At 28.7% G+C, this 20,903-nt stretch carries 17 protein-coding genes and 1 pseudogene; 7 read left to right on the top strand and 11 right to left on the bottom strand.

The genetic code is table 11. The annotated features are described in order from the left end of the window. Window positions 1–147 precede the first annotated feature (147 nt). Complete coding sequence (gene dusA, locus BLO14_RS03165; RefSeq protein ID WP_091972739.1) at window positions 148–1,155, top strand: tRNA dihydrouridine(20/20a) synthase DusA; 1,008 nt, start codon at window positions 148–150, stop codon at window positions 1,153–1,155. Here the strand turns inward: dusA and serS are convergent. Further along, window positions 1,145–2,422 carry a serine--tRNA ligase gene (gene serS, locus BLO14_RS03160; RefSeq protein WP_091972737.1) on the bottom strand — a complete coding sequence of 426 codons (1,278 nt, stop codon included), beginning with the start codon at window positions 2,420–2,422 and terminating at the stop codon, window positions 1,145–1,147. The genes dusA and serS overlap by 11 nt on opposite strands. A 129-nt stretch (window positions 2,423–2,551) precedes the next feature. Between serS and BLO14_RS03155 the strand changes: the two genes are divergently transcribed. Together BLO14_RS03155 and BLO14_RS03150 are read left to right on the top strand one after the other, a co-directional pair. Then, window positions 2,552–3,253 (top strand): hypothetical protein, encoded by a 702-nt coding sequence (locus BLO14_RS03155; RefSeq protein ID WP_091972735.1) that lies wholly within the window; start codon window positions 2,552–2,554, stop codon window positions 3,251–3,253. Window positions 3,254–3,268: 15 nt separating this feature from the next. Then, window positions 3,269–6,184 carry an insulinase family protein gene (locus tag BLO14_RS03150; RefSeq protein ID WP_091972733.1) on the top strand — a complete coding sequence of 972 codons (2,916 nt, stop codon included), beginning with the start codon at window positions 3,269–3,271 and terminating at the stop codon, window positions 6,182–6,184. 36 nt (window positions 6,185–6,220) lie between these two features. Here the strand turns inward: BLO14_RS03150 and BLO14_RS03145 are convergent, their stop codons facing one another. The 8 genes and pseudogenes from BLO14_RS03145 to BLO14_RS03110 form a co-directional block, all read right to left on the bottom strand. Next, window positions 6,221–6,466 carry a type B 50S ribosomal protein L31 gene (locus tag BLO14_RS03145; RefSeq protein WP_091972731.1) on the bottom strand — a complete coding sequence of 82 codons (246 nt, stop codon included), beginning with the start codon at window positions 6,464–6,466 and terminating at the stop codon, window positions 6,221–6,223. Between the two features lie 60 nt (window positions 6,467–6,526). After that, a pseudogene (gene rho, locus BLO14_RS03140) lies at window positions 6,527–7,837 on the bottom strand (transcription termination factor Rho); the annotation flags it as partial. A gap of 316 nt (window positions 7,838–8,153) precedes the next feature. Then, window positions 8,154–8,561 carry a bactofilin family protein gene (locus BLO14_RS03135; protein WP_091972727.1) on the bottom strand — a complete coding sequence of 136 codons (408 nt, stop codon included), beginning with the start codon at window positions 8,559–8,561 and terminating at the stop codon, window positions 8,154–8,156. Next, window positions 8,562–8,888 carry an HU family DNA-binding protein gene (locus BLO14_RS03130; RefSeq protein ID WP_091972726.1) on the bottom strand — a complete coding sequence of 109 codons (327 nt, stop codon included), beginning with the start codon at window positions 8,886–8,888 and terminating at the stop codon, window positions 8,562–8,564. It lies immediately after the preceding gene. Window positions 8,889–8,891: 3 nt separating this feature from the next. Further along, window positions 8,892–9,158, bottom strand: coding sequence for a 30S ribosomal protein S20 (gene rpsT / locus BLO14_RS03125; RefSeq protein WP_091972723.1), 267 nt, complete (start codon window positions 9,156–9,158; stop codon window positions 8,892–8,894). A 70-nt stretch (window positions 9,159–9,228) separates the two neighbouring features. After that, entirely contained in the window at window positions 9,229–10,056 is an 828-nt protein-coding gene (locus BLO14_RS03120; RefSeq protein WP_091972721.1) for a hypothetical protein, read from the bottom strand. Between the two features lie 14 nt (window positions 10,057–10,070). Next, a complete protein-coding gene (gene ychF, locus BLO14_RS03115; RefSeq protein WP_091972719.1) occupies window positions 10,071–11,177 on the bottom strand; it encodes a redox-regulated ATPase YchF in 1,107 nt (368 codons plus the stop codon). A gap of 35 nt (window positions 11,178–11,212) precedes the next feature. Continuing rightward, window positions 11,213–13,219 (bottom strand): hypothetical protein, encoded by a 2,007-nt coding sequence (locus tag BLO14_RS03110; protein WP_091972717.1) that lies wholly within the window; start codon window positions 13,217–13,219, stop codon window positions 11,213–11,215. A 145-nt stretch (window positions 13,220–13,364) separates the two neighbouring features. Here BLO14_RS03110 and lnt point away from each other — a divergent pair, with 145 nt between their 5' ends. After that, on the top strand, window positions 13,365–14,930 hold the full coding sequence (gene lnt / locus BLO14_RS03105) for an apolipoprotein N-acyltransferase (RefSeq protein ID WP_091972715.1): 1,566 nt from the start codon (window positions 13,365–13,367) through the stop codon (window positions 14,928–14,930). Here lnt and BLO14_RS03100 read toward each other — a convergent pair. Beyond that, a complete protein-coding gene (locus BLO14_RS03100) occupies window positions 14,870–15,640 on the bottom strand; it encodes a hypothetical protein (protein WP_091972713.1) in 771 nt (256 codons plus the stop codon). The genes lnt and BLO14_RS03100 overlap by 61 nt on opposite strands. Before the next feature lie 64 nt (window positions 15,641–15,704). Next, window positions 15,705–16,307, bottom strand: coding sequence for a deoxynucleoside kinase (locus tag BLO14_RS03095; protein WP_200780487.1), 603 nt, complete (start codon window positions 16,305–16,307; stop codon window positions 15,705–15,707). A 398-nt stretch (window positions 16,308–16,705) separates the two neighbouring features. Between BLO14_RS03095 and BLO14_RS03090 the strand changes: the two genes are divergently transcribed. From BLO14_RS03090 to BLO14_RS03075, 3 genes are all read left to right on the top strand, one after another. Beyond that, window positions 16,706–17,470 (top strand): MIP/aquaporin family protein, encoded by a 765-nt coding sequence (locus BLO14_RS03090; RefSeq protein ID WP_091972709.1) that lies wholly within the window; start codon window positions 16,706–16,708, stop codon window positions 17,468–17,470. 37 nt (window positions 17,471–17,507) lie between these two features. Continuing rightward, a complete protein-coding gene (gene glpK / locus BLO14_RS03085) occupies window positions 17,508–18,995 on the top strand; it encodes a glycerol kinase GlpK (RefSeq protein WP_091972707.1) in 1,488 nt (495 codons plus the stop codon). Window positions 18,996–19,276: 281 nt separating this feature from the next. Further along, window positions 19,277–20,866, top strand: coding sequence for a glycerol-3-phosphate dehydrogenase/oxidase (locus tag BLO14_RS03075; RefSeq protein WP_091972703.1), 1,590 nt, complete (start codon window positions 19,277–19,279; stop codon window positions 20,864–20,866). The last annotated feature ends 37 nt before the right edge of the window (window positions 20,867–20,903 follow it).

Here is a 20,903-nt window from a genome sequence, read left to right as displayed (position 1 = left end):
AACGTTTTTTCCATAATAAATTATAATTGACAATGCTAGAAAAAGTAGTAAAAAAATAAATCTTTTCTTCCTAACATATAACAATTCCTCCTAAAAACAAAAACAAACAATTGTTAAATTAGCTCGTTTATTCTAACATATTAAGTAATGTTAATAAATCGAAAAATATCAATAGCTCCAATGGTAAACATCACAGACGAGCATTTCAGATATTTTATAAGACTTTTATCAAAAAAAGTTACATTATATACTCCAATGGTTTCTGCAAAGTCAATAATCATGGGTGATGTAAAAAAACTTGTAAAACAAACGCCCTTAGATTCTCCAATTGCAATTCAAATAGCAACAAACTCTAAAAATGATGCTCTTAGGGCCATTCAGATTCTTGAAAAACACTTCAATTTTGATGAATACAACCTTAATGTCGGATGTCCATCTCTAAAAATCCAAAATGCAAGTTGTGGAGCCTGTCTAATGAGCAATGCCAATCAAGTAGGTGAAATTTTAAAAATAATGAAAGAAAACACAAATAAACCTATTTCAATTAAACATAGATTGGGCATAAGGCTTTCACCTAGTGATTATAAAAATGAAAATTACTCTGAGTTAAAAAGCTTTGTCAAAATAATCTCAGATTTTGGTATCAAGAATTTTATTGTACATGCAAGGGTTGCAATATTAAAAGGATTTTCCCCTAAAAATAATAGAAATATACCAAAATTAAGACATGAATTTGTATATAATCTCAAAAAAGAGAATAAAAATTTGTTTATTGAGACAAACGGAGGAATCAGCAACTCAGAACAAATTAAAAAACACTTATCCATTGTTGATTCTGTCATGATTGGAAGAAGTGCGTTTGAAAATCCATACTTTATTGCAAACACCTCAAGAGAATTTTTAAACGAAACTGATAAAATTCTTACAAGAAAAGAAATATTGATGCAAATGGTAGAATATATTAAAGAATACGAAAATTATTTGTCAATAAATGTATTATTCAAAAATCTTATGGGAATAACATTTTCCAAAAAAGGATCTAAAAAATTTAGACAAAATTTAACAGCACCATTCCCAAAAACCTTAAAAAAACATGAAATATTGCTAAAAGCTATAGAAACATTACCAGAAAAAACACTAGATTCTAATTCTTAAAAGGAATGTGGTCAAAACCTGTATACTTAACCAAACTTTTGGGAATTTTAACTCCCCCACTTTCATCCTGAAAGTTTTCAAGTATGGAAATAATAGCTCTTGTTGTAGCTATTGCTGTTCCATTTACCATGTGTGCGAATTTATTTTGTCCATCTTTATCTTTATATCTAATCTTAAGCCTTCTTGATTGATAATCTGTACAATTTGACGTTGAGGTAACCTCTCCATACCTACCTTTACCATCTCTTCCGGGCATCCATGCTTCAATATCATATTTTTTATAAGCTGGCGAACCAAGATCAAAAGAACAAATATTTAAAACCCTATAAGGAATCTCAAGCTCAGTAAAAATTTGCTCTTGAATGTTCAAAAATTCGTCATGAATAACATGCGATTCTTCCGCTTTACAAAAACAAAACATCTCTACCTTGCTAAACTGATGAACTCTATAAAGACCTTTTGAAAGTTGTCCGTATGTTCCAGCTTCTTTTCGAAAACAATGTGAAAATCCTGCCATTTTTATTGGCAAAGTGAGATCTATTATTTTATTATAATAATAACCACCAAGCGTAATCTCAGAAGTGCCTACAAGATATTTATCTGTACCTTCGATCTTATAAATATTGCTTTCATTGCCACGAGGATTAAAACCAATTCCATCAACTATATACTCTCTTGCAACATCAGGAGTAATAAAAACATCAAAACCTTTTTCTCTTAATTTATTCAAAGAGAAATTAATCAGAGCAATTTCTAAAAACACTGCTTCATTTTTAAGATAATAAAATTTACTCCCACTAACTTCACGTGCTCTGTCAAAATCTAGAAGATCTAAATCTCTGCCAAGCTCTAAATGATCTTTTGGCTTAAAATCAAACTTTGGAACAACTCCAACTTTTTTTATCTCAAAATTATCTTCCTCACTATTACCAATAGGCACGTCAGATGATAAAATATTAGGCACTCGCTTATTTTCAAGGTCAAAATCAAAAGACAATCTCTCAAGCTCTTCTTCTAGATCAGTAATCTGTTTTTTTAAAATCTTTCCAGTTTCTATTAAAGAGATCTTTAAAACCTTATCAGGATTTTCTCGCATTTTAGAAGAATTGTCATTTCTTTTTGCATTAAGCTCACCAATTTTAGTAATTATTTTTTTTCTCTTATCATCAAGATAAATTAACTTATCAACATCTAAAACAAGGCCTCTTGCTTTAATACTTCTCTTAACAAGATCAAGATTATCTCTAATAAATTTCAGATCAAGCATCTTATCTCCTAAGATATGTCTTAAGTAAAATTTTCAAACAAAATTACAAATAATACTAATTCATATCAAGGTTATTATATAATATCTTATAGCAGGATTAAAATAAATATTGCAGGGAGAAATCATCGTATGCTAAATTCAAAAACAACAAAAGCAACTTTTGTGTTAATATTTACATTAATGATTTTTAACGGATGTACAAAAAAATTAACCAAAATCAATTTCAAAGATATTGACTCAAATAGTAACAAAATGAATTCTTTAATAATAACTTCAATGAGTTCAAAAGAAGAATCAAAATTTTATGAATACAATATTAGAATACCTAAATTAATAATTGAAGGAAAGGAACAAGGAAATCTTGAAGAATTAAATACTGAGCTTAATGAATATGTAAACCAAATTGTAGCAAGACTTGACATTGTTAGTAAAGAGCTTAAACCTGAGGATAAAAAATTCAGCTTGAAAATAGACTATGAAATTCACCATGGATACAATACCTACACAATAATACTTATTGCAACTCAAGAAATCAATAGCAGTCCTATTACAAATTACAGAAGCTATTACATTCAAGATAAAGGAAACTATGTTCATAATATTGACGACATAATTAAAACAGATGAAGCATTCCCATTTTTTACAAAAAAAATTAAAGAAAAAATTTTACCTAACGAATTACTATTTGATTTACAGCAAGCAGCAATTTACTTTGAAAACAAAAAAATTGTTATTAAATTTCCTGAATACACATTTAAACTAGACGACACAGAGGAACTTCAAAACATATTTGAATTTAATGCAAGCGAAATAGCACAATTTGTAAAATAAGGATTAAAGCCATAAATGAAAAAGAAAAAAATCTTTAAACTAATTTCAAAAACTTATTTAGAAGAATATGATGCGGAAGGATCTTATTTTAAACACGACAGTGGCCTTGAAATATTTCACTTAAAAAGTGATTCTTTTAAAGAAAATGCATTTTGCATAGCTTTCAAGACAATACCTTCAAACAATACCGGAGTTGCACATGTTTTAGAACATACAATTTTTTGTGGTTCTAACAAATATAAAATAAAAGATCCATTTCTTTACCTACTAAAGGGAAGTCTAAACACATTTTTAAATGCAATGACATTTCCGGATAAAACCATCTACCCAGCAGCATCAACAATTGAAAAAGACTATTTTAATTTATTTAATATCTATGCCGATTCTATATTTCACCCGTTACTTAAAAAAGAATCATTTATGCAAGAAGGATACAATATAAACCCAAAAGATTTTAAAGTATCTGGAATTGTCTTCAATGAAATGAAAGGCAGCTACTCAAATAAAAATTCCCTAATCAACGAAATAGCAAGTAGTTCTCTTTTTGAAGAGGGAGCATATAAATACGATTCGGGTGGCATCCCAACAAATATTATTGATCTCACCTATGAAAGTTTTTTAGATTTTTATAAAAAATATTATACACTTGAAAACTGCAAAATATTTTTATGCGGCAACATTCAGACTGAAAAAAATCTAAATTTCATTGAAAAATACATAATAAGGCCTTATAAAAAAGAAAAAAGCAATGTTAATATTAATATAGAAAACGTTAAAAGATGGGAAAAAGGGAAAAAATTAACATACAAAATTCCTAAAGAAAACGATAATGCTCTTGGGGTATACACAATAAATTGGCTTTGCACGGAAATTAACAATATTGAAGATAGCATTGGTCTTGAAATTCTCTCAGAAATACTCTTAGATGATTCTTGCTCATTCACAATCAATATCTTAAAAAGCGAGATTGGCGAAAATATAGCCCATGTTAGCGGAATAAATACAGATTTAAAAGAATCCGTTTTTTCGTTTGGACTTCAAAATGTTGTTGAAAAAAAGGAAAAAGAATTTAAAAATTTAATTTTCAGCGAACTTAAAAATTTAGTAAAAAACAAAATTCCAAAAGAGTTAATAAAAGGAATTCTTTTTGGTTACGAATTCGCTCTAAAAGAAGAAAAAGGACAAAATCTTCCCATCGCTTTAATGATAAAAAGTTTTAAAGGATGGTTAAATGGCATGCATCCAATCAAAACATTACAAACAAGCTACTATATAAATGAAATTACAAATAAACTGGAAAAAGGAATTTATTACTTCGAAAATTTAATCGAAAAATATCTAATATTTAACAATCATTATACATTAATAAGCTTTATTCCATCGCATGATACAGAAAAAGAAATGGAAGAAGAAATTGAAAAAAAATTAATGGAAAAGGAAATTAAAATTAAACAAAATCCAGAAAAATTTATACAATTTAAAAAAGACTTTAATCAGTTTAAAAAATACCAAAATAAAAAAGACTCCAAAGCAGATATAGCAAAACTTCCTTTACTAAAAATAGAAGATTTGCCAAAACAAATAGAAAAAAGTCTAGATCTTAATGAAGTAAAAGAACTAAATCTACATTCTTTTAAATTTAAGAATAACAATATTTTTAATGTAAACTTATTTTTTAAACTAAATTTTTTAGAAAAAGAAGATTATATACATCTATCTTTATTTAAAAGAGCTCTTCAAGATTTATCTACAAAAAACTATTCTTACATAGATATTAACAATAAAATTCAAAATACTTTGGGACAAATAAATATATCTGAGAGTTACGATGAGGATATTAATGGAAACATTTTAAATTCATTTAATATTAGCTTTAAATCTTTTAACCATAAAGTTAAAGAATCATTTGAACTGATCAAAGAAATTTTAACTAACATCAATTTCTATGATTATGAGAGATTAAAAGAAATAACACTAAGCTTGAAAAACGATTTTAAATCCTTATTAATCCCCAAAGGTCATCTTTTAGCAATATTAAGGTCCAAATCGAAGTTAAAATTAAATGAATATTTAAAAGAATTACAAAATGGAATAACGGGTAGAGAATTTTGGCAAAAAGTAAAAACCGATACAGAGTCTTTAAAAGAAATTGCAAATAAATTAGACAATCTAAAAAATAAAATAATTTTAAAAAACAATCTATCTGCACTAATAATAGGAAACACTGACGATATTCTTAAAAATTTGGAAAATGAATTGTTTAATCTAAAAGAAAGCCTGGAAGAGAATAATTATTACGATGGATTGCTAAATATTGAAACAAACAACAAAGCATTAAAAGAAATAATAATTATCCAATCAAAAGTAGCTTTCAATGCCATATGTTTCCCTAGTTACAAAATCAACGATGAAAATTATCCAAAAGCAAATTTTTTAGAGCATATATTAAGAAGTGGAATTTTTTGGGAAAAAATAAGAGTAATAGGTGGTGCATACGGAGCAAGCGCATCGATCGCTAACGGAATTTTTTCTTTTGCATCCTACAGAGACCCCAATTTCATCAAAACTTACCAAGCTTTTGAAAACTCTTTGGAAGAATTGGCTAATAATAAAATGACAAATGAAGAGATTTATACCTATTTGATAGGTTTAATAGGAACCAACATCTATGTAAAAACTAAAGCTACAGAAGCCTTGCAAAGCTATAGAAGAAAAATGTTAAATATTAGCGATAGTTTAAGACAAGACATTCGAAATGCCTACTTTACAATTACGCCTCAAGATATTAAAGACATATCCGAAAAGATTCTAAAACAAATTAGACAACACAATAGCATTGCATCTTTGGTAAATAATCAAACATATGAAGAAGAAAAAAACAAACTGGAAAAACTAATGGGGAAAGAATATAATGTAAAAAAAATTTATTAATATTTTCTCAAAATTTCATATAAAAAGACCTAATTTTCAGATCTTTTTATACCTTTTATTAAATTTATCAATTCTTCCCGCTGCATCAACAAACTTTTGTTGACCTGTATAAAAAGGATGTGATTTGCTTGTAATCTCTACAGTAATCAATGGATATTCATTTCCATCAACATACTTAATAGTTTCTTTTGAGTTCAAAGTAGACCTGGTTAAAAACATTGCTCCATTTGATCCGTCTTTAAATACCACTAAATTACTTTTAGGATGTACACCTTTTCTCATAAAACCCTCCTCTTAACCTTCAGTAAAGTTTAATTGACATTAGAAATAATGTCAATTTATTTAATTACCATTGCTCATTGTCTTTAAAAAGATCTCATTATTTTTGCTTTTTTTCATCTTTTCTATCAAAACTTCAACTCCCTCATAATCATCAACACCACTGAGTATTCTTCTAATAAGTAAAATTTTAGAACGCTCCTCTTCACTGAGTAAAAGCTCTTCTTTTCTGGTGCCCGACTTTTTAATATTAATAGCGGGGAAAAGTCTTCTATCTGCCAAGCTTCTATCAAGAATTAATTCCATATTACCAGTACTTTTAAATTCTTCAAAAATAACTTCATCCATTTTACTCCCAGTATCTACCAAAGCAGTAGCTATAATAGTTAGACTTCCTCCCTCCTCAATATTTCTAGCAGATCCAAAAAATCTCTTTGGCTTATGTAGAGCATTAGAATCTACCCCGCCCGATAAAATTTTACCAGAAGTTGGCATAGTTTGATTATATGCCCTTGCAAGCCTTGTAATAGAATCAAGCAAAATAACAACATCTTTTTTGTTCTCAACAAGCCTTTTTGCCTTTTCGATAACCATCTCTGCTACCTGGACATGCCTACTAGCCTGCTCATCAAAATTAGATGCTATCACTTCACCTTTAACACTACGAATCATATCCGTAACTTCTTCTGGTCTCTCATCAATAAGCAATATCATCAAAATAACATCCGAATAATTAGTAGTTATTGCATTGGCTATTTTTTGAAGCAAGGTAGTCTTCCCCGCTTTTGGAGGAGAAACTATTAAAGCCCTTTGTCCTTTACCTATAGGTGAAAAAAGATTAATAAGCCTTGTAGAAATATTGCAATTTTCATATTCAAGATTCAACTTAATATTAGGATAAAGAGGAGTTAAATTATCAAAAGGTATTCTGTTTTGAGCAAACGTAGGATCTTGATTATTAATAGATTTAATTTTAACCATGGCAAAAAATCTCTCCCCATCTCTAGGTGATCTAATTTGGCCATACAAAATATCACCTGTCCTTAAATTAAAAAGTCTAATCTGAGAAGGAGAAACATAAACATCATTACCTCCTGAAAGATAAGAATTTGATGCAGTTCTCAAAAACCCATAACCATCACTAAGCACATCAAGCACACCTGTAAATAAAACATCAATATTATTCTCACTTAATATTTTTACCAATAAAAATATTAATTCGGTTTTTTTCATTGTTACAGCAATAGTATGATTGGTCCCAAGACCTTCAACAATTTTTCTAACCTCTGTAATTGGCTTGTCATAAAGTTTTTCAATCTCTACATAATCTTTGCCGTTAAAAAACTTTATGATATTACTTTGTTCTAAAGTTTTAATGTTATTTTCTAAACCTGAAGCAGGAACATCATAATCAAATTCAGAAAATACTACACCGTTTGAATCCTTTGCACTACTTAAATCTACAGATTTTACCACATTAGATGCAGAATCCTTTTTAGCAACAACTTTAACCACTTTTTTTTTAAAATTATCTTCAATCTTAAACTCTTTAGAAACATCCAACCGCCTCATTTCACTTTCTAAATCAAATCCAACATTTTTTTTATCCATATTTTCCTCTACGAATTAAATTTTTGAGAAAGGATTTTATAAAAATCTACTTATTATTAATTAATAAAAAACACCGACTCTATTGCAAAGTATCTTTTATTTGTGAAACAGTGAAAGAAAATAAATCTACAATTTCATTAGACTTTATCATTTCACACTTACCATCAAAAATTATATTATCATTAATAAATATTTTTCTTGTCTTTACATCCCCATATATTTTACAACCGCTGTTTAAATAAACTTTACTAGCAGCATTCACATTGCCCTTCAAAATTCCTTCTACTATCAATGTATCACAAGTTACTACGTTGGTAATAACCTTGCTGTTCTTACCAATAAAAAGCACACCCCCTTTTGAAGATATTTCACCTTCAAAAGAAGAATCGAGATACAAAGTTCCTTCAAATTTTAATTTTCCTCTAAAAGTCAAACTAGAATCAAGCTTACAATCCCATTTATAAGAATCTACCATATTAACCGGCACTTAACCTTTAATACCCCACACTCTCTCTTTCAAGTCTTTGCCTGGACGAAAATACGCAACATGATGATCTAAAACCTTAACATATTCCCCTGTTTGAGGATTACGCGCATTTAAACGTCCCTTTCTTTTTCTAACTTCGAATGTACCAAAAGATCTAAACTCAATAACATTATTCGAACAAAGATTGCCCTTAAGCTCTTCAAAAAAAGCATCTATCACAAGTCTTATGTATTTTTTTTCTAATTTTAGATTATTATTTCTAATGTTCAAAGATATTTGATCAACAATATCTGACTTAGTAACCTTTGGTCTTCTTGAAAAAGACATAAACTAATTTCCTTGTTTTAACAGCAAAACATTTAAACGAGATTTTTTTCTAGCGGCCTTATTTTTATGAATTATTCGCTTTCTAGCAGCAGTGTCTAGTTTTTTTGCAACAAACTTAAAAAATTCAATAGCTTCGTCTTTCTTGCCCGCTTTAATCATGTTGATACAGCGTTTTTCTATTGTTTTTAATTCACTTTTTACACTTACATTTCTAATCTTTCTTTTTAAATTTTGGCGAGAGCGCTTCAATGCAGATGCATTTTTTCTCAAGTGATACTCCTTAATATTATTAAACAATAATTTTAATATATCAACTAATTTAAATATAGTCAATCAAAGCTTAAGTTAATTCAGTGCAATAGTTTTGTTTAATATATTCAAAAACCTTTTGCATGGAATAAGAAATTTTTTTATTCAAAATATATACTTTTTTTGCCGGATGATTACCTTTATAAGAAAAGCATAAATAATTTTTATTATTAAATTCAAATTCCCTAGCAATAAAAATTTTTTCAAAAAATTCATAAAAATAAATTTCACTCTTAAAGATTTTCCTTTCATAAATTGAATCTTTTCTAAATTCGTAAAACAACACTATATTACTGATAACTAAAAAATCGCCTAACAAAACTTTAATATCAATAAAGCAAATAAATAAAAAAATAAATATATTGTTTAATGAAAGATAATAAACAAATAAACTAATCATAATACGGGCCAAAAACATGCAAAGATAGACATAAGACAAATAGTATCTTATTGGAAAATTTTCCAATTTTGGAATAAACAAATCTTTTCTTTTAAATTTAAGCTCTCTGAATAATTCACTCGAACCATTGCCTACCCAAAAACAAACCTTAATTTTTTTTTTATTTTTTAATTTCAAAATCAAAACATTGTCTGATAATCTTTTTTCAAACGAAATAACGTCATCAAAACCAAAATTACAACTTAAAAAAACACCCTTATAATAAATCTTAGATCCTTTAAAGGAGACAGAACAAAAATACTTTAAATAAAAAAGAATTACAAAAAAATTTACTAAAAGAAGTGTCAAAACAAAGTAAAAAAAAATTGCATCATACAAAAACAAATAAAGCAAACAAATAACAATATTAAAAACAAACAAACTAACTAGCTTTATACTGCTGAAAAATAAACCGCCCATAATATAAAATAAATCTAAACATTAAATTTAAAAAAGATTACATCTCCATCTCTTACCAGATATTCTTTACCTTCAATTCTAACAAGTCCTTTCTCTTTTAGTCTTTGAACACTTTGAAATTCAAACAAATCCTCACAAGAATAAACTTCTGCTTTAATAAAACCTCTCTCAAAATCACTATGAATTATTCCAGCAGCTTTAGGAGCTTTCATGCCCTGTTTAAATGTCCAAGCTCTAACTTCTTGCAAACCCGCTGTAAAATAAGTTCTAAGTCCCAAAGTATAATAGGCTTTTTTAATTAAATTGCCAAGACTGCTATTATTTATCCCAAATAATTCTAACATTTCATTTTTATAAGATATATCCTTTATTTCGGAAAGCTCAGCTTCAATTTTGGCACATAAGATTAAAAAATCATTCCCTTCTTTCAAGGCAATATTTTTTACAATATCTGTATATTTATTACCACTAAGTGAATTTTCATCAACATTACAAACATACAAAACTTTTTTAAAAGTCAAAAGATTTAATGATCTAATAAAGTTGTATTCAAAATCATCAAATTTAAAATCAACAACAGGATTCATATTGCTTAAATGCTCTTCAAGTCTTTTTAGCATTAAAACAATTGCTTTAGAAGATTCGCTAACTTTTTTATCGGTGCTTTTAACATTTTTTTCTTGTTTTTGAAGGCTTTTTTGAACAGTTTCAAGATCTGCCAAACAAAGCTCAACATTGATTGTAGCTATATCTTTCTCAGGATTAATATCATTATTAATATGAATAACTTCTTTTTCTTCAAAACATCTGACAACATGAATAATAAGAGAAACTTCTCGAATATTAGCCAAAAATTTATTGCCAAGTCCTTCGCCTGTTGATGCTCCTTTAACAAGACCTGCAATATCCACAAATTCCATAGCAGCAGAAATAATTTTTCGTGGAACAATACACTCAGCAATTTTTAAAAGCCTTTCATCAGGAATCTCTACTATTCCTATATTTGGCTCAATAGTGCAAAAAGGATAATTCGCGATCTCAACTTTAGATGATGTCAACGATGAAAATAAAGTAGATTTACCTACATTGGGAAGCCCCACAATCCCTGCATTAAGCCTCACAGCTTATCCCCCCCCTAATAAAATCAAAAATCAATCTAATTGATAAAATATGCAAACTCACCTCTTCCTGTCTGTTGATTTATATTTGCTTCAACAGATAAATTAAAGTATTTATTAGGCTCCTGGGGGCCTGGATAATAATATTCTAGCAAATAAGTACCGGTTTTTTGTTCTAAAATTAAATCATATACTTTAGATACTCCTTCATAAGATGAAAAAGGAATTATGGCACCACCTGTTTCATCAACTAAATATTGAAGCTTACTGTTAACAGGATCATTGCCAAACAATATTAAGTAAAATCTTATATCATTATTTTTATAATAGCTTACTATCGTATCTAAAGAGTACTTTTCAAAGGATTTACGATTTAAAACACCACCACTAAAATAAACTACCGCTCTTCTTGAACTTTTTGACATAAGCCCAGAACCTGCTAACTTCAAACTAACATCTGTTTTTACAGAATCTGTACTATAAGGACCAAGAGAACTTGTATTTCTAATGCTATTTGTCAAGCTTTCAATATTATCTATAATGGGAACATTTGTTGCATTTATAAAACTAAAGTTTTTATTTTTTGAGGACTCTATTAAAGCATTTAAACCTACAATTTGATCTAAATCATAATTTTTCATATAAGAAGATTTATCAAAAACAACTGCTATATTAATGTCTTTAGAAGCATTTACATTGTATGCGACCTTAGGATTAACAATGTAATAATTTTCATTTGCAATTGAAAAGTTTTCGCTTTTAAGCCCAACAACCGGTAATCCGCTTTTACTGCTTACATTAAGCTCGACATAAATTTTGGGCCCCCCAAGCCTAACTATTCTTCTAACATCAACATTCAAACTGTCATAAAGACTTGAATCACTCTTATAAACTGAGACTTTGGCATTATTAAAATCTGAGACAATCATCTGATTATTAGCATCCAAAATAGATGAAGAAATTTTAGAATTCACTTTATCTGCTTTTAAAATTTTTGTAATTGTCTTTTTAGCAATATTGTACTTATAAACACCATGTCTTGAAGATATTATAACATTATTGCCAGCAGAATCACTACTAAGACCCTCTATTCCTTCAATAAAAGTAGAAACTGAATACAAATGATTACCGCTAGTATCAAAAACTTCAATAGTATTTCTCAAAGAATCTGCAACGTAAATGTTTTCATTCAAATAAGTAACACCTGTGGGACCTAAAAGGCCCTTGTAACCCGAAATTCTATGGCCGAAATGCAGAATAAAATCGCCCTCAAGTCCAAATTTACTCACTCTTTTATTTCCCCATTCACTCACATAAATATAGTTTCTCTTATCAATAGTCATATACTGAGGAGCAAGCAATTCACCGTCTTTTGTGCCTTTTTTCCCAATAGATCTCTTTTTAACTCCAAAAACTTTGTCATAAACACCAATTTCATCACTTGAATAAAGAGTCACGTAAAGCAAATTATTAACCTCGATAACATCATAAGGGGATTTTAAGTAACTAAATCCATCTTTAACTAAAGCACTAACATTATTATTAACATCGAAATACAATATTTCATTACCTACAAAGTTAGCAGCATAATATCCACCGTAATTATCAGCCCTTAAAGATGTAATCTGATATCCATGTGGCCTTTTATAAATAGAATTATCAAGAGAAGCGACTTTTACAAGTTTTTTAAAATCAAGTTCGTAATTTGAAAAAATACCTCTCCTTTGCTCAATAGTAGAAATCAAATGCCTAAGATAAGGGACCTTATAACCTTGATCTTTTAAATTTCTCCATTCCATTAAAGCTTCTTCAACATAACCTAGCCTATAATAAACATTGCCAGTCCAAAAATGATAATCAAGGTTATTAGGATCAAAGCTTAAAATTTTTTTAAAAGATAAAAGAGCATCATCATAAATTCCATTATTATAAGAATTAAGAGCCCATTTAAACTCCTCTTGAGCATCTTTATTGGTAACTATTCCTTGAGCATGCAAACTGAAAAGATTTAAAAACAATAAACCAATAAAACCAAAAATTAACATAATTTCCTTTACTCTTTAAAAGTCTATTATAAGCATAAATTTTCAAAAATAACACAAAAAATCAATGCTATCATTTAAAATTATTAATGATAGTGTTAAATATATTACATTATTATATTATTAATAATAGTAAAAAAGAGGAAAAATGAAAACTAGATACTTTTGCCTAGCCGCATTTTCAGGAATTCTTACAACACTTGCAATTCCAAATGAAATCAAAGAAACCGGATATTCAGTACTAGGATTTATTGCTTATGTGCCGCTTTTTATAGCCTTAAATAAACTAAAAGATAAAAAAACATTAATAGGATTGACAGTGTTTTACTTCATAATAGCCAACAGTTTGCAAAATTTTTGGCTTGGATTTTTTCATGCATTTGGATGGATTACATTCATAGGAGTGGTAATAGGATACATTCCATATTCATTAACTTTAGGTTATTTTCTTTATTACTCTTTAAAAAACTTTAAAAATAAGACAATAACAATAGCAATACTTTTTACATTTTATGATTACTCAAGATCAATTGGATTTTTAGCATATCCCTGGGGACTTGCAGCTTTCACTGTAAATAACTTTAGCAACTTAATTCAAGTAGCAGATATTTTCGGTGTATTTTTTGTATCATTTGTAGTCTACTTTTTAAACTCAGGAATTGCAGACTTTTTAATCCATAAAAACAAAACAAATTTACTAAACATAATATTTCCAATACTATTAATAACAACATCTTTTACTTACGGAATGATTAAAAAGACAGAACTAAAAGACTTATTGTCAAAAGAAATAGATAGTCTAAACATTGCAGCTATTCAACTCAATACTGATCCATGGTTACCTGGAAATGACAAAAAGGGAATAAGTGATTCTATTGAAATTACAAAACAAGCCTTAAAAGAAAATCCAAAAATAGAATTTGTAATCTGGAGTGAAGGGGTGCTAACTTATCCTTTTAACAAAGAAGACCAATACTTTAAAAACTATGATTTGCATAATGAACTTAAAAGCTTTATAAAAGAGCGAAAAATCCCATTTGCCATTGGGGCTCCCTCAAATATTGAAAAAACTATAAGAATCCAACAAAATTCTATTTATATGGTAGAGCCAAACCTTAACATTGCAAATATATACTCTAAAATATTCTTGGTCCCTTTTGCAGAAAAAATTCCGTTTTACGAATATGAATTTGTAAGAAACTTTTTTTTAAAAAATTTTAGAATCCTGGGGCAACTTGAAGGTAATAAAATTGAAATATTGAAATTGAAAAAATTTAAATTCGCTCCCTTAATATGCTATGACGACGCATTTCCAGAACTTTCAAGGTTTTATAAAATCCAAGGCGCTAATACATTACTAAATTTTTCAAACGACTCTTGGTCAAAAACAAATTCAGCAGAATGGCAACACTTTGTTGTGGCTAAATTTAGAAGCATTGAAAATGGAATCAAAACCATTAGAGCTACAAACTCAGGAATTACTGCAATCATCAACGAATATGGAGAAATCATTAAAAGATTAGAAACTTTTACAAAAGGCTACTTATTATCAACCGTAAAATTGTCTCCAACATTTACAACTATCTATGAAAAAATTGGAGACTTGTTTATAAATATATTAATGATAATGTTTTTAATTACAACACTAAGATTTCACTCTATGGAAGACAAAAACCAATTATTATCATCCTCTTTAGTAAAAATTAAAGTCTGACGCTCTTTCCAAAATGGAAAATTTTTAGTAACATCATTGTTTTTGGCATTCACATTAACAACAAAAGAAGTATCGTTGGATTTTAAAATTTTCAAAGACTTTAAATCGTAATAATCATCAACTGATAAATACTCTAACTCATCAGCATTAACCTTAGATGAAGCACTTGACAAAGCTGATATAAAATCATATTTTGATTCAAATTGACCCATAACATTAACTTTCTCTGCAATAACAGAGGCAAACAAATCAAAGTTTTGAGAAATTAAAGCTCTTGCAAACTTTCCAAATTGAAACTTAATAATTTTATCTTGATTTTTACTTCTCTCTCTTTGAGCAATGTATTCTATTTTAGGAGCATTTGTAAAATCATTGATTTCTATTTTTTCATGCACTATTCCAGGTATCTCCTCAAGCTTAACATCCTCAAGCATAACAACCTTGGAATTGTCATCCTTAATCCTAGCATCAAGTTCTTTAACTGCAAGCTTGATATCAACTCCCTTTTTCAAGTTTGGATAAATCTTTAAAGCTTTTGATTGAAAAAGCTTTCCCTTTTTAACTTTACCAACGTTTATATACCTTTGGCCAACCTCATAATAAAAAATAGCAAGCTCTTTTTGCTTATCAATATAAGAATAACTACCTTGAGCAAACAAATTCAAAAAAACATAAGAACATAAAAAATACAGAAGAAATAATCTTCTCATAAGAACCTCCATTAACACTCAACCTTTAAAATAAAACAAAAGAATGTCAATCTACTAAAAGTAATTATAGTACAAGTTTATCTCTAATTAAAGAAATCACTTTATTCTTATCTTCTTCATTAAAAATATTTATATCATCATAAGAAAATTTTATCTTTGAAGACAAACTGTATTCATCGTACCACTTCAAATATTTTTTATTAAGACCTTCAAGATAATCTCTGGGAATATTCATTTCAAAGCTTCTATTTCTATTTTTAATTCTGCGTTCAACCTCATCAATACTGCAATCAAGATAAACAAGCAAACTTGGTTGCTGAGAATGTTCAAGCATATTACCAAGAAGATCAACATATATTTTATACTCCTCATCAGAGATATACCCATCGCAATTTAAAAGAGACGCAAATACACAATCACCATAAATAGATCTGTCAAGTATGCCTCCTTTTGTTCTAAACACTCCTTTTATTAACTTAAACCTCTCATTAAGAAAATTAATTTGAACTGGAAATGCCCATCTGGATTTATCCTTATAAAATTTATCTAATACGGACAAAGTAAAATCATTATTTAGCTCACTGTAAAAAGGAACTTCTAGCTCCTTTGATAAAATATTTCCAAGAGTAGTTTTTCCTACCCCAATTAACCCTTCTATTACAATCACCAAGTCTACCTCCAAAAATAACTTCAATAATTCGAATATAAGCTAAAAAATTGCTAAATCATAAAACCTAATTAATCAAAAAAATCCAATGTAAAAATTTTAATATAAAATAAAAAATCCTTAAACAAATTTTAGGAAAGAAATCAATAAATTATAAATTAAAAACTTTAATTTATTGACATTAATCTTAATTAAAAATAATATATTAAATGTAAATATTTATTTCAAGAATAATTAAAAATGTTAATTATTCTTGAAATAAAATGGCTAAAATATAAAAATTCTAGCCATTTTATAAAAACACAATGAAATTTGATTTAAAATCAATACATTCGATTTTAAAAATTAAAACTTTTTAAAAAAAAAATAAAATTGATATAAAAATGAGGAGATAAAATATGAATTATACAAAATTCCAAGAATTTATATCGGAATTCTTAGGAACATTTATCCTATTAGCTCTAGGAACTGGATCTGTTGCAATGACAGTATTATTTCCTTCAAATCCCGAAATAGCAGGAGAAATAATAAAAGGGGGATATACAAATATTGTATTTGGATGGGGAATGGGTGTAACATTTGGCATTTATACATCAGCAAGAATTAGCGGGGCACATCTAAATCCAGCTGTCAGCATAGGATTAGCAAGTATTGGGAAATTTCCCGTTTCAAAACTTTTTCATTACATTGTAGCGCAAATATTAGGAGCATTTACAGGCGCATTAATGACACTTGTCGTATTTTATCCTAAATGGATAGAAATAGATCCTGGCCTAGAAAATACTCAAGGCATAATGGCAACTTTCCCTGCAATTCCTGGATTTTTGCCTGGATTTATTGATCAAGTTTTTGGAACTTTTTTGCTAATGTTTTTAATTTCTGTTGTTGGAGATTTTGTAAAAAAACACAATGACAATCCATTTCTTCCATTCATTACAGGAGCATTGGTTTTGGCAATAGGAATAAGTTTTGGGGGAATGAATGGCTATGCCATTAATCCTGCAAGAGACCTAGGACCAAGAATTTTACTCTTATTTGCTGGATTTAAAAATCATGGCTTTGACAACCTAAGTATATTTATTGTGCCAATAATTGGCCCAATAATTGGGGCAATCTTGGGCGCTATAATTTACGAATTTACACTAAAAAATAACAAAGGTTAAAAGATATTTATCTTTGTTGAAACAAAAAGGAAAAATTATGAAATACATTTTATCTATTGATCAAGGTACTACTAGCTCAAGAGCAATAGTATTTGATAAAAATGCAAACATAAAAGGGTTTGCTGAAAAAGAATTCACTCAAATTTATCCACAACCAAGTTGGGTGGAACATGATCCTACTGAAATATGGAGTTCACAACTTGGAGTCATAACAGAAGCTCTTGCAAATTCAAGAATTTTGCCAAATGCAGTTGATGCTATTGGAATAACTAATCAAAGAGAAACTACAGTTATATGGGAAAAAAATACAGGAAAACCTATTTACAATGCAATAGTATGGCAAGATAGAAGAACTTCAAAAATTTGTGACCAATTAACACAAGAGGGAAAAGATAAAATTATTTTGGAAAAAACAGGCTTAGTACTAGATTCATATTTTAGCGGGACAAAAATACTGTGGATCCTAGATAATATAGAAGGTGCCAGACAAAAAGCTGAAAATGGTGAATTATGCTTTGGAACAATAGATACATGGCTACTATGGAATCTAACTCAAAAAAAAGTACATGCAACCGATTATTCTAATGCTTCAAGAACATTATTGTTAAATATAAAAACATTAGAATGGGATGATGAACTTTTAAGCATATTAAATATTCCAAAAGCAATTTTACCCGAACTTAAAGAGAGTTCTACAATATATGGTAAAACAGACACATCGCTATTTGGAGTAGAAATTCCTATTGCAGGAATTGCCGGAGATCAATTTGCAGCAACATTTGGACAAGCTTGCCTTAAAAAAGGTATGGCTAAAAACACATATGGAACTGGCTGCTTTGTAACAGTAAATATAGGTAAAGAACCAATTATTAACCATGAAAAGCTTTTAACTTCAATTGCATGGGGAAGAAAAAAATCTGTAACTTATGTTCTTGAAGGAAGTGTTTTTATTGGTGGAGCCGTAATCCAGTGGCTAAGAGATGGCCTTGAACTTTTCAGAAAAAGCTCAGATGCAGAATCATTGGCAAGCTCTGCTTCAGATAATGGGGGGGTTTATTTTGTACCAGCATTTGTTGGACTTGGTGCACCTCATTGGGATTCTTATGCAAGAGGAACAATTATCGGAATAACAAGAGGATCAACAAAAGCTCATATTACAAGGGCCGCTCTTGAGAGCATTGCATTTCAAAGCTTTGACATACTAAATACCATGAAAAAATCCGTTCCCAACTTTGAAATTCAAGAATTAAGAGTAGACGGGAAAGCAAGTCAAAACAATCTGTTAATGCAATTTCAAGCTGATCTTTTAGGATGTAAAGTTGTAAGACCAAAAATAACAGAAACAACCGCTCTTGGAGCTGCTTATCTTGCAGGGCTTGCATCGGGTTATTGGCAAAGTGCTGAAGAAATAATAAGCCTTTGGCAAGTAGATAAGATATTTGAACCTTCAATGCCAAAAAATAAAAAAGAAAATCTTCTTGAGAATTGGAACAAAGCAATCGAAAGGTCAAAATCTTGGGTATAAAACTCTCACGGTCTATAAAAGTTCAAAACAAGACTTTAAAGATCATAACAAAATATACTGGAGAAAAAATTATGTACAATTTTTTTAATTCTTTAAAACTAAAACAATATATAGTAAAAATGCCTGGTAAGCAAATCAATCGATTATACGAACAGCACTTAATTAAATTTTTTAATCGATGTCTAATTGCTTTATAGCGCTACTTAATGAAATTAAAACAAATGGTTTTTGCAAATTTCTAAAATCTAGCATTTAATTAAAAGGAAAAGAAATTAACTAAAATGGAGGAATATTCAAATTTCATGAATTATAACAAAGAAACAAAATTAAAAGATCTTGAAAATCAAGAATTTGATCTAATAATAATTGGGGGGGGCGCAACAGGTCTTGGTATTGCAGTAGACGCAATCACAAGAGGATACAAGACAATGCTTGTAGAAAAATTTGATTACGCAAAAGGAACTTCCTCTAGATCAAGCAAATTAATTCACGGTGGAGTAAGATATTTGGCTCAATGGAATATTTCTTTAGTTAAAGAAGCTTTACACGAAAAAGCCATTCTTGAGAAAAATGCACCTCATTTAATTAACGAATGTGCATTCATTACTCCTATTTATAATATTTTAAAAATACCTTATTATTATTTTGGATTAAGTTATTACCACAATCTCATGGGCAAAGAAAAAACTGCCAAATATAAAACTAAATTACTATCCAAAGCATCTACCATTGAAAAAGCCTCCAATATTAAAACAGAAGGCCTTAAATGCTCTGTTCTATATTACGATGATTCATTCGATGATGCTAGAATGGCAATAACATTATTAAGAACTTTTACCGAAAAAGGGGGCATTGCCTTTAACTATACAGAGCTTAAAAAATTTAGCAAGGAAAACGGAAAACTTTCAGGGGTTATTATACAAAATACATTGTCAAAAGAAGAAATTTCATTAAAAAGCAAATGTATAATAAACGCAACAGGAATATTTTCAGATGAAATAAGAAGATTAGATGATGAAAAAGCTTTAAACATTATCAAACCTTCCCAAGGTAGCCATTTGATAATCAAAAAAGACAAATTCCCCAAAAATCATGCAATATTAATACCTAAAACTAGTGACAATAGAATTTTATTCGCTATTCCTTGGTATGATAGTGTTGTTTGCGGAAGCACCGACATTTCAATAAAAGATATAGAAGCAGAACCTGAGAGATTTGATGAAGAGATTGACTTTATAATAAATAATTTAAACAACTATTTAAATATTAAAATAGAAAAATCGGATATAAAAAGCGTATATACTGGAATAAGACCCTTAATAATAGATCCAAAAGCTAAGGGCAACACTTCAAAAATTTCAAGAAATGAAAAAATATTTATATCAGATTCAAACCTTATTACAATAGCGGGGGGAAAATATACTACATATAGAAAAATGGCAGAAAAAACCTTGCTTAAGGCCATAGAAAAAAATTTAATACCAAGTTATACATCAACTACAAAAAATTTAAAGTTACACGGTTATCTTGAAAAAGAAGAAGTAATAAAAATTCCTGAACCTTTTAAAGCTTATGGTAGTGACTTTGAAATTCTAAAAAATATGGAAGGGTTTGACAAAAAGATACACGAAGACTTGGATTTAAATGAAGCTCAAATAGCTTTTTCAATTGAATTTGAGCAAGCCAAAACTATTGACGATGTTTTAGCAAGAAGAACAAGATCGTTACCTTTAAATCCTCAAGCTACAATTGAAGCTGCTCCAAGAGTTGCTGAAATAATGATGAAAAAATTAAATAAATCTGAAGAGTGGAAAAATGAACAAATAAAAACCTTTTTAGAAATAAGTAAAAAATATTTAATTACAAATTAAATATTTTTGCTATTAAACAAAGGGATTGTCAAGCAAT

Origin of the sequence: Borreliella japonica (genome assembly GCF_900099615.1) — a bacterium.
In the GTDB taxonomy this organism is placed as follows: domain Bacteria; phylum Spirochaetota; class Spirochaetia; order Borreliales; family Borreliaceae; genus Borreliella; species Borreliella japonica.
This window is presented reverse-complemented; position numbering and strand designations above follow the sequence as displayed.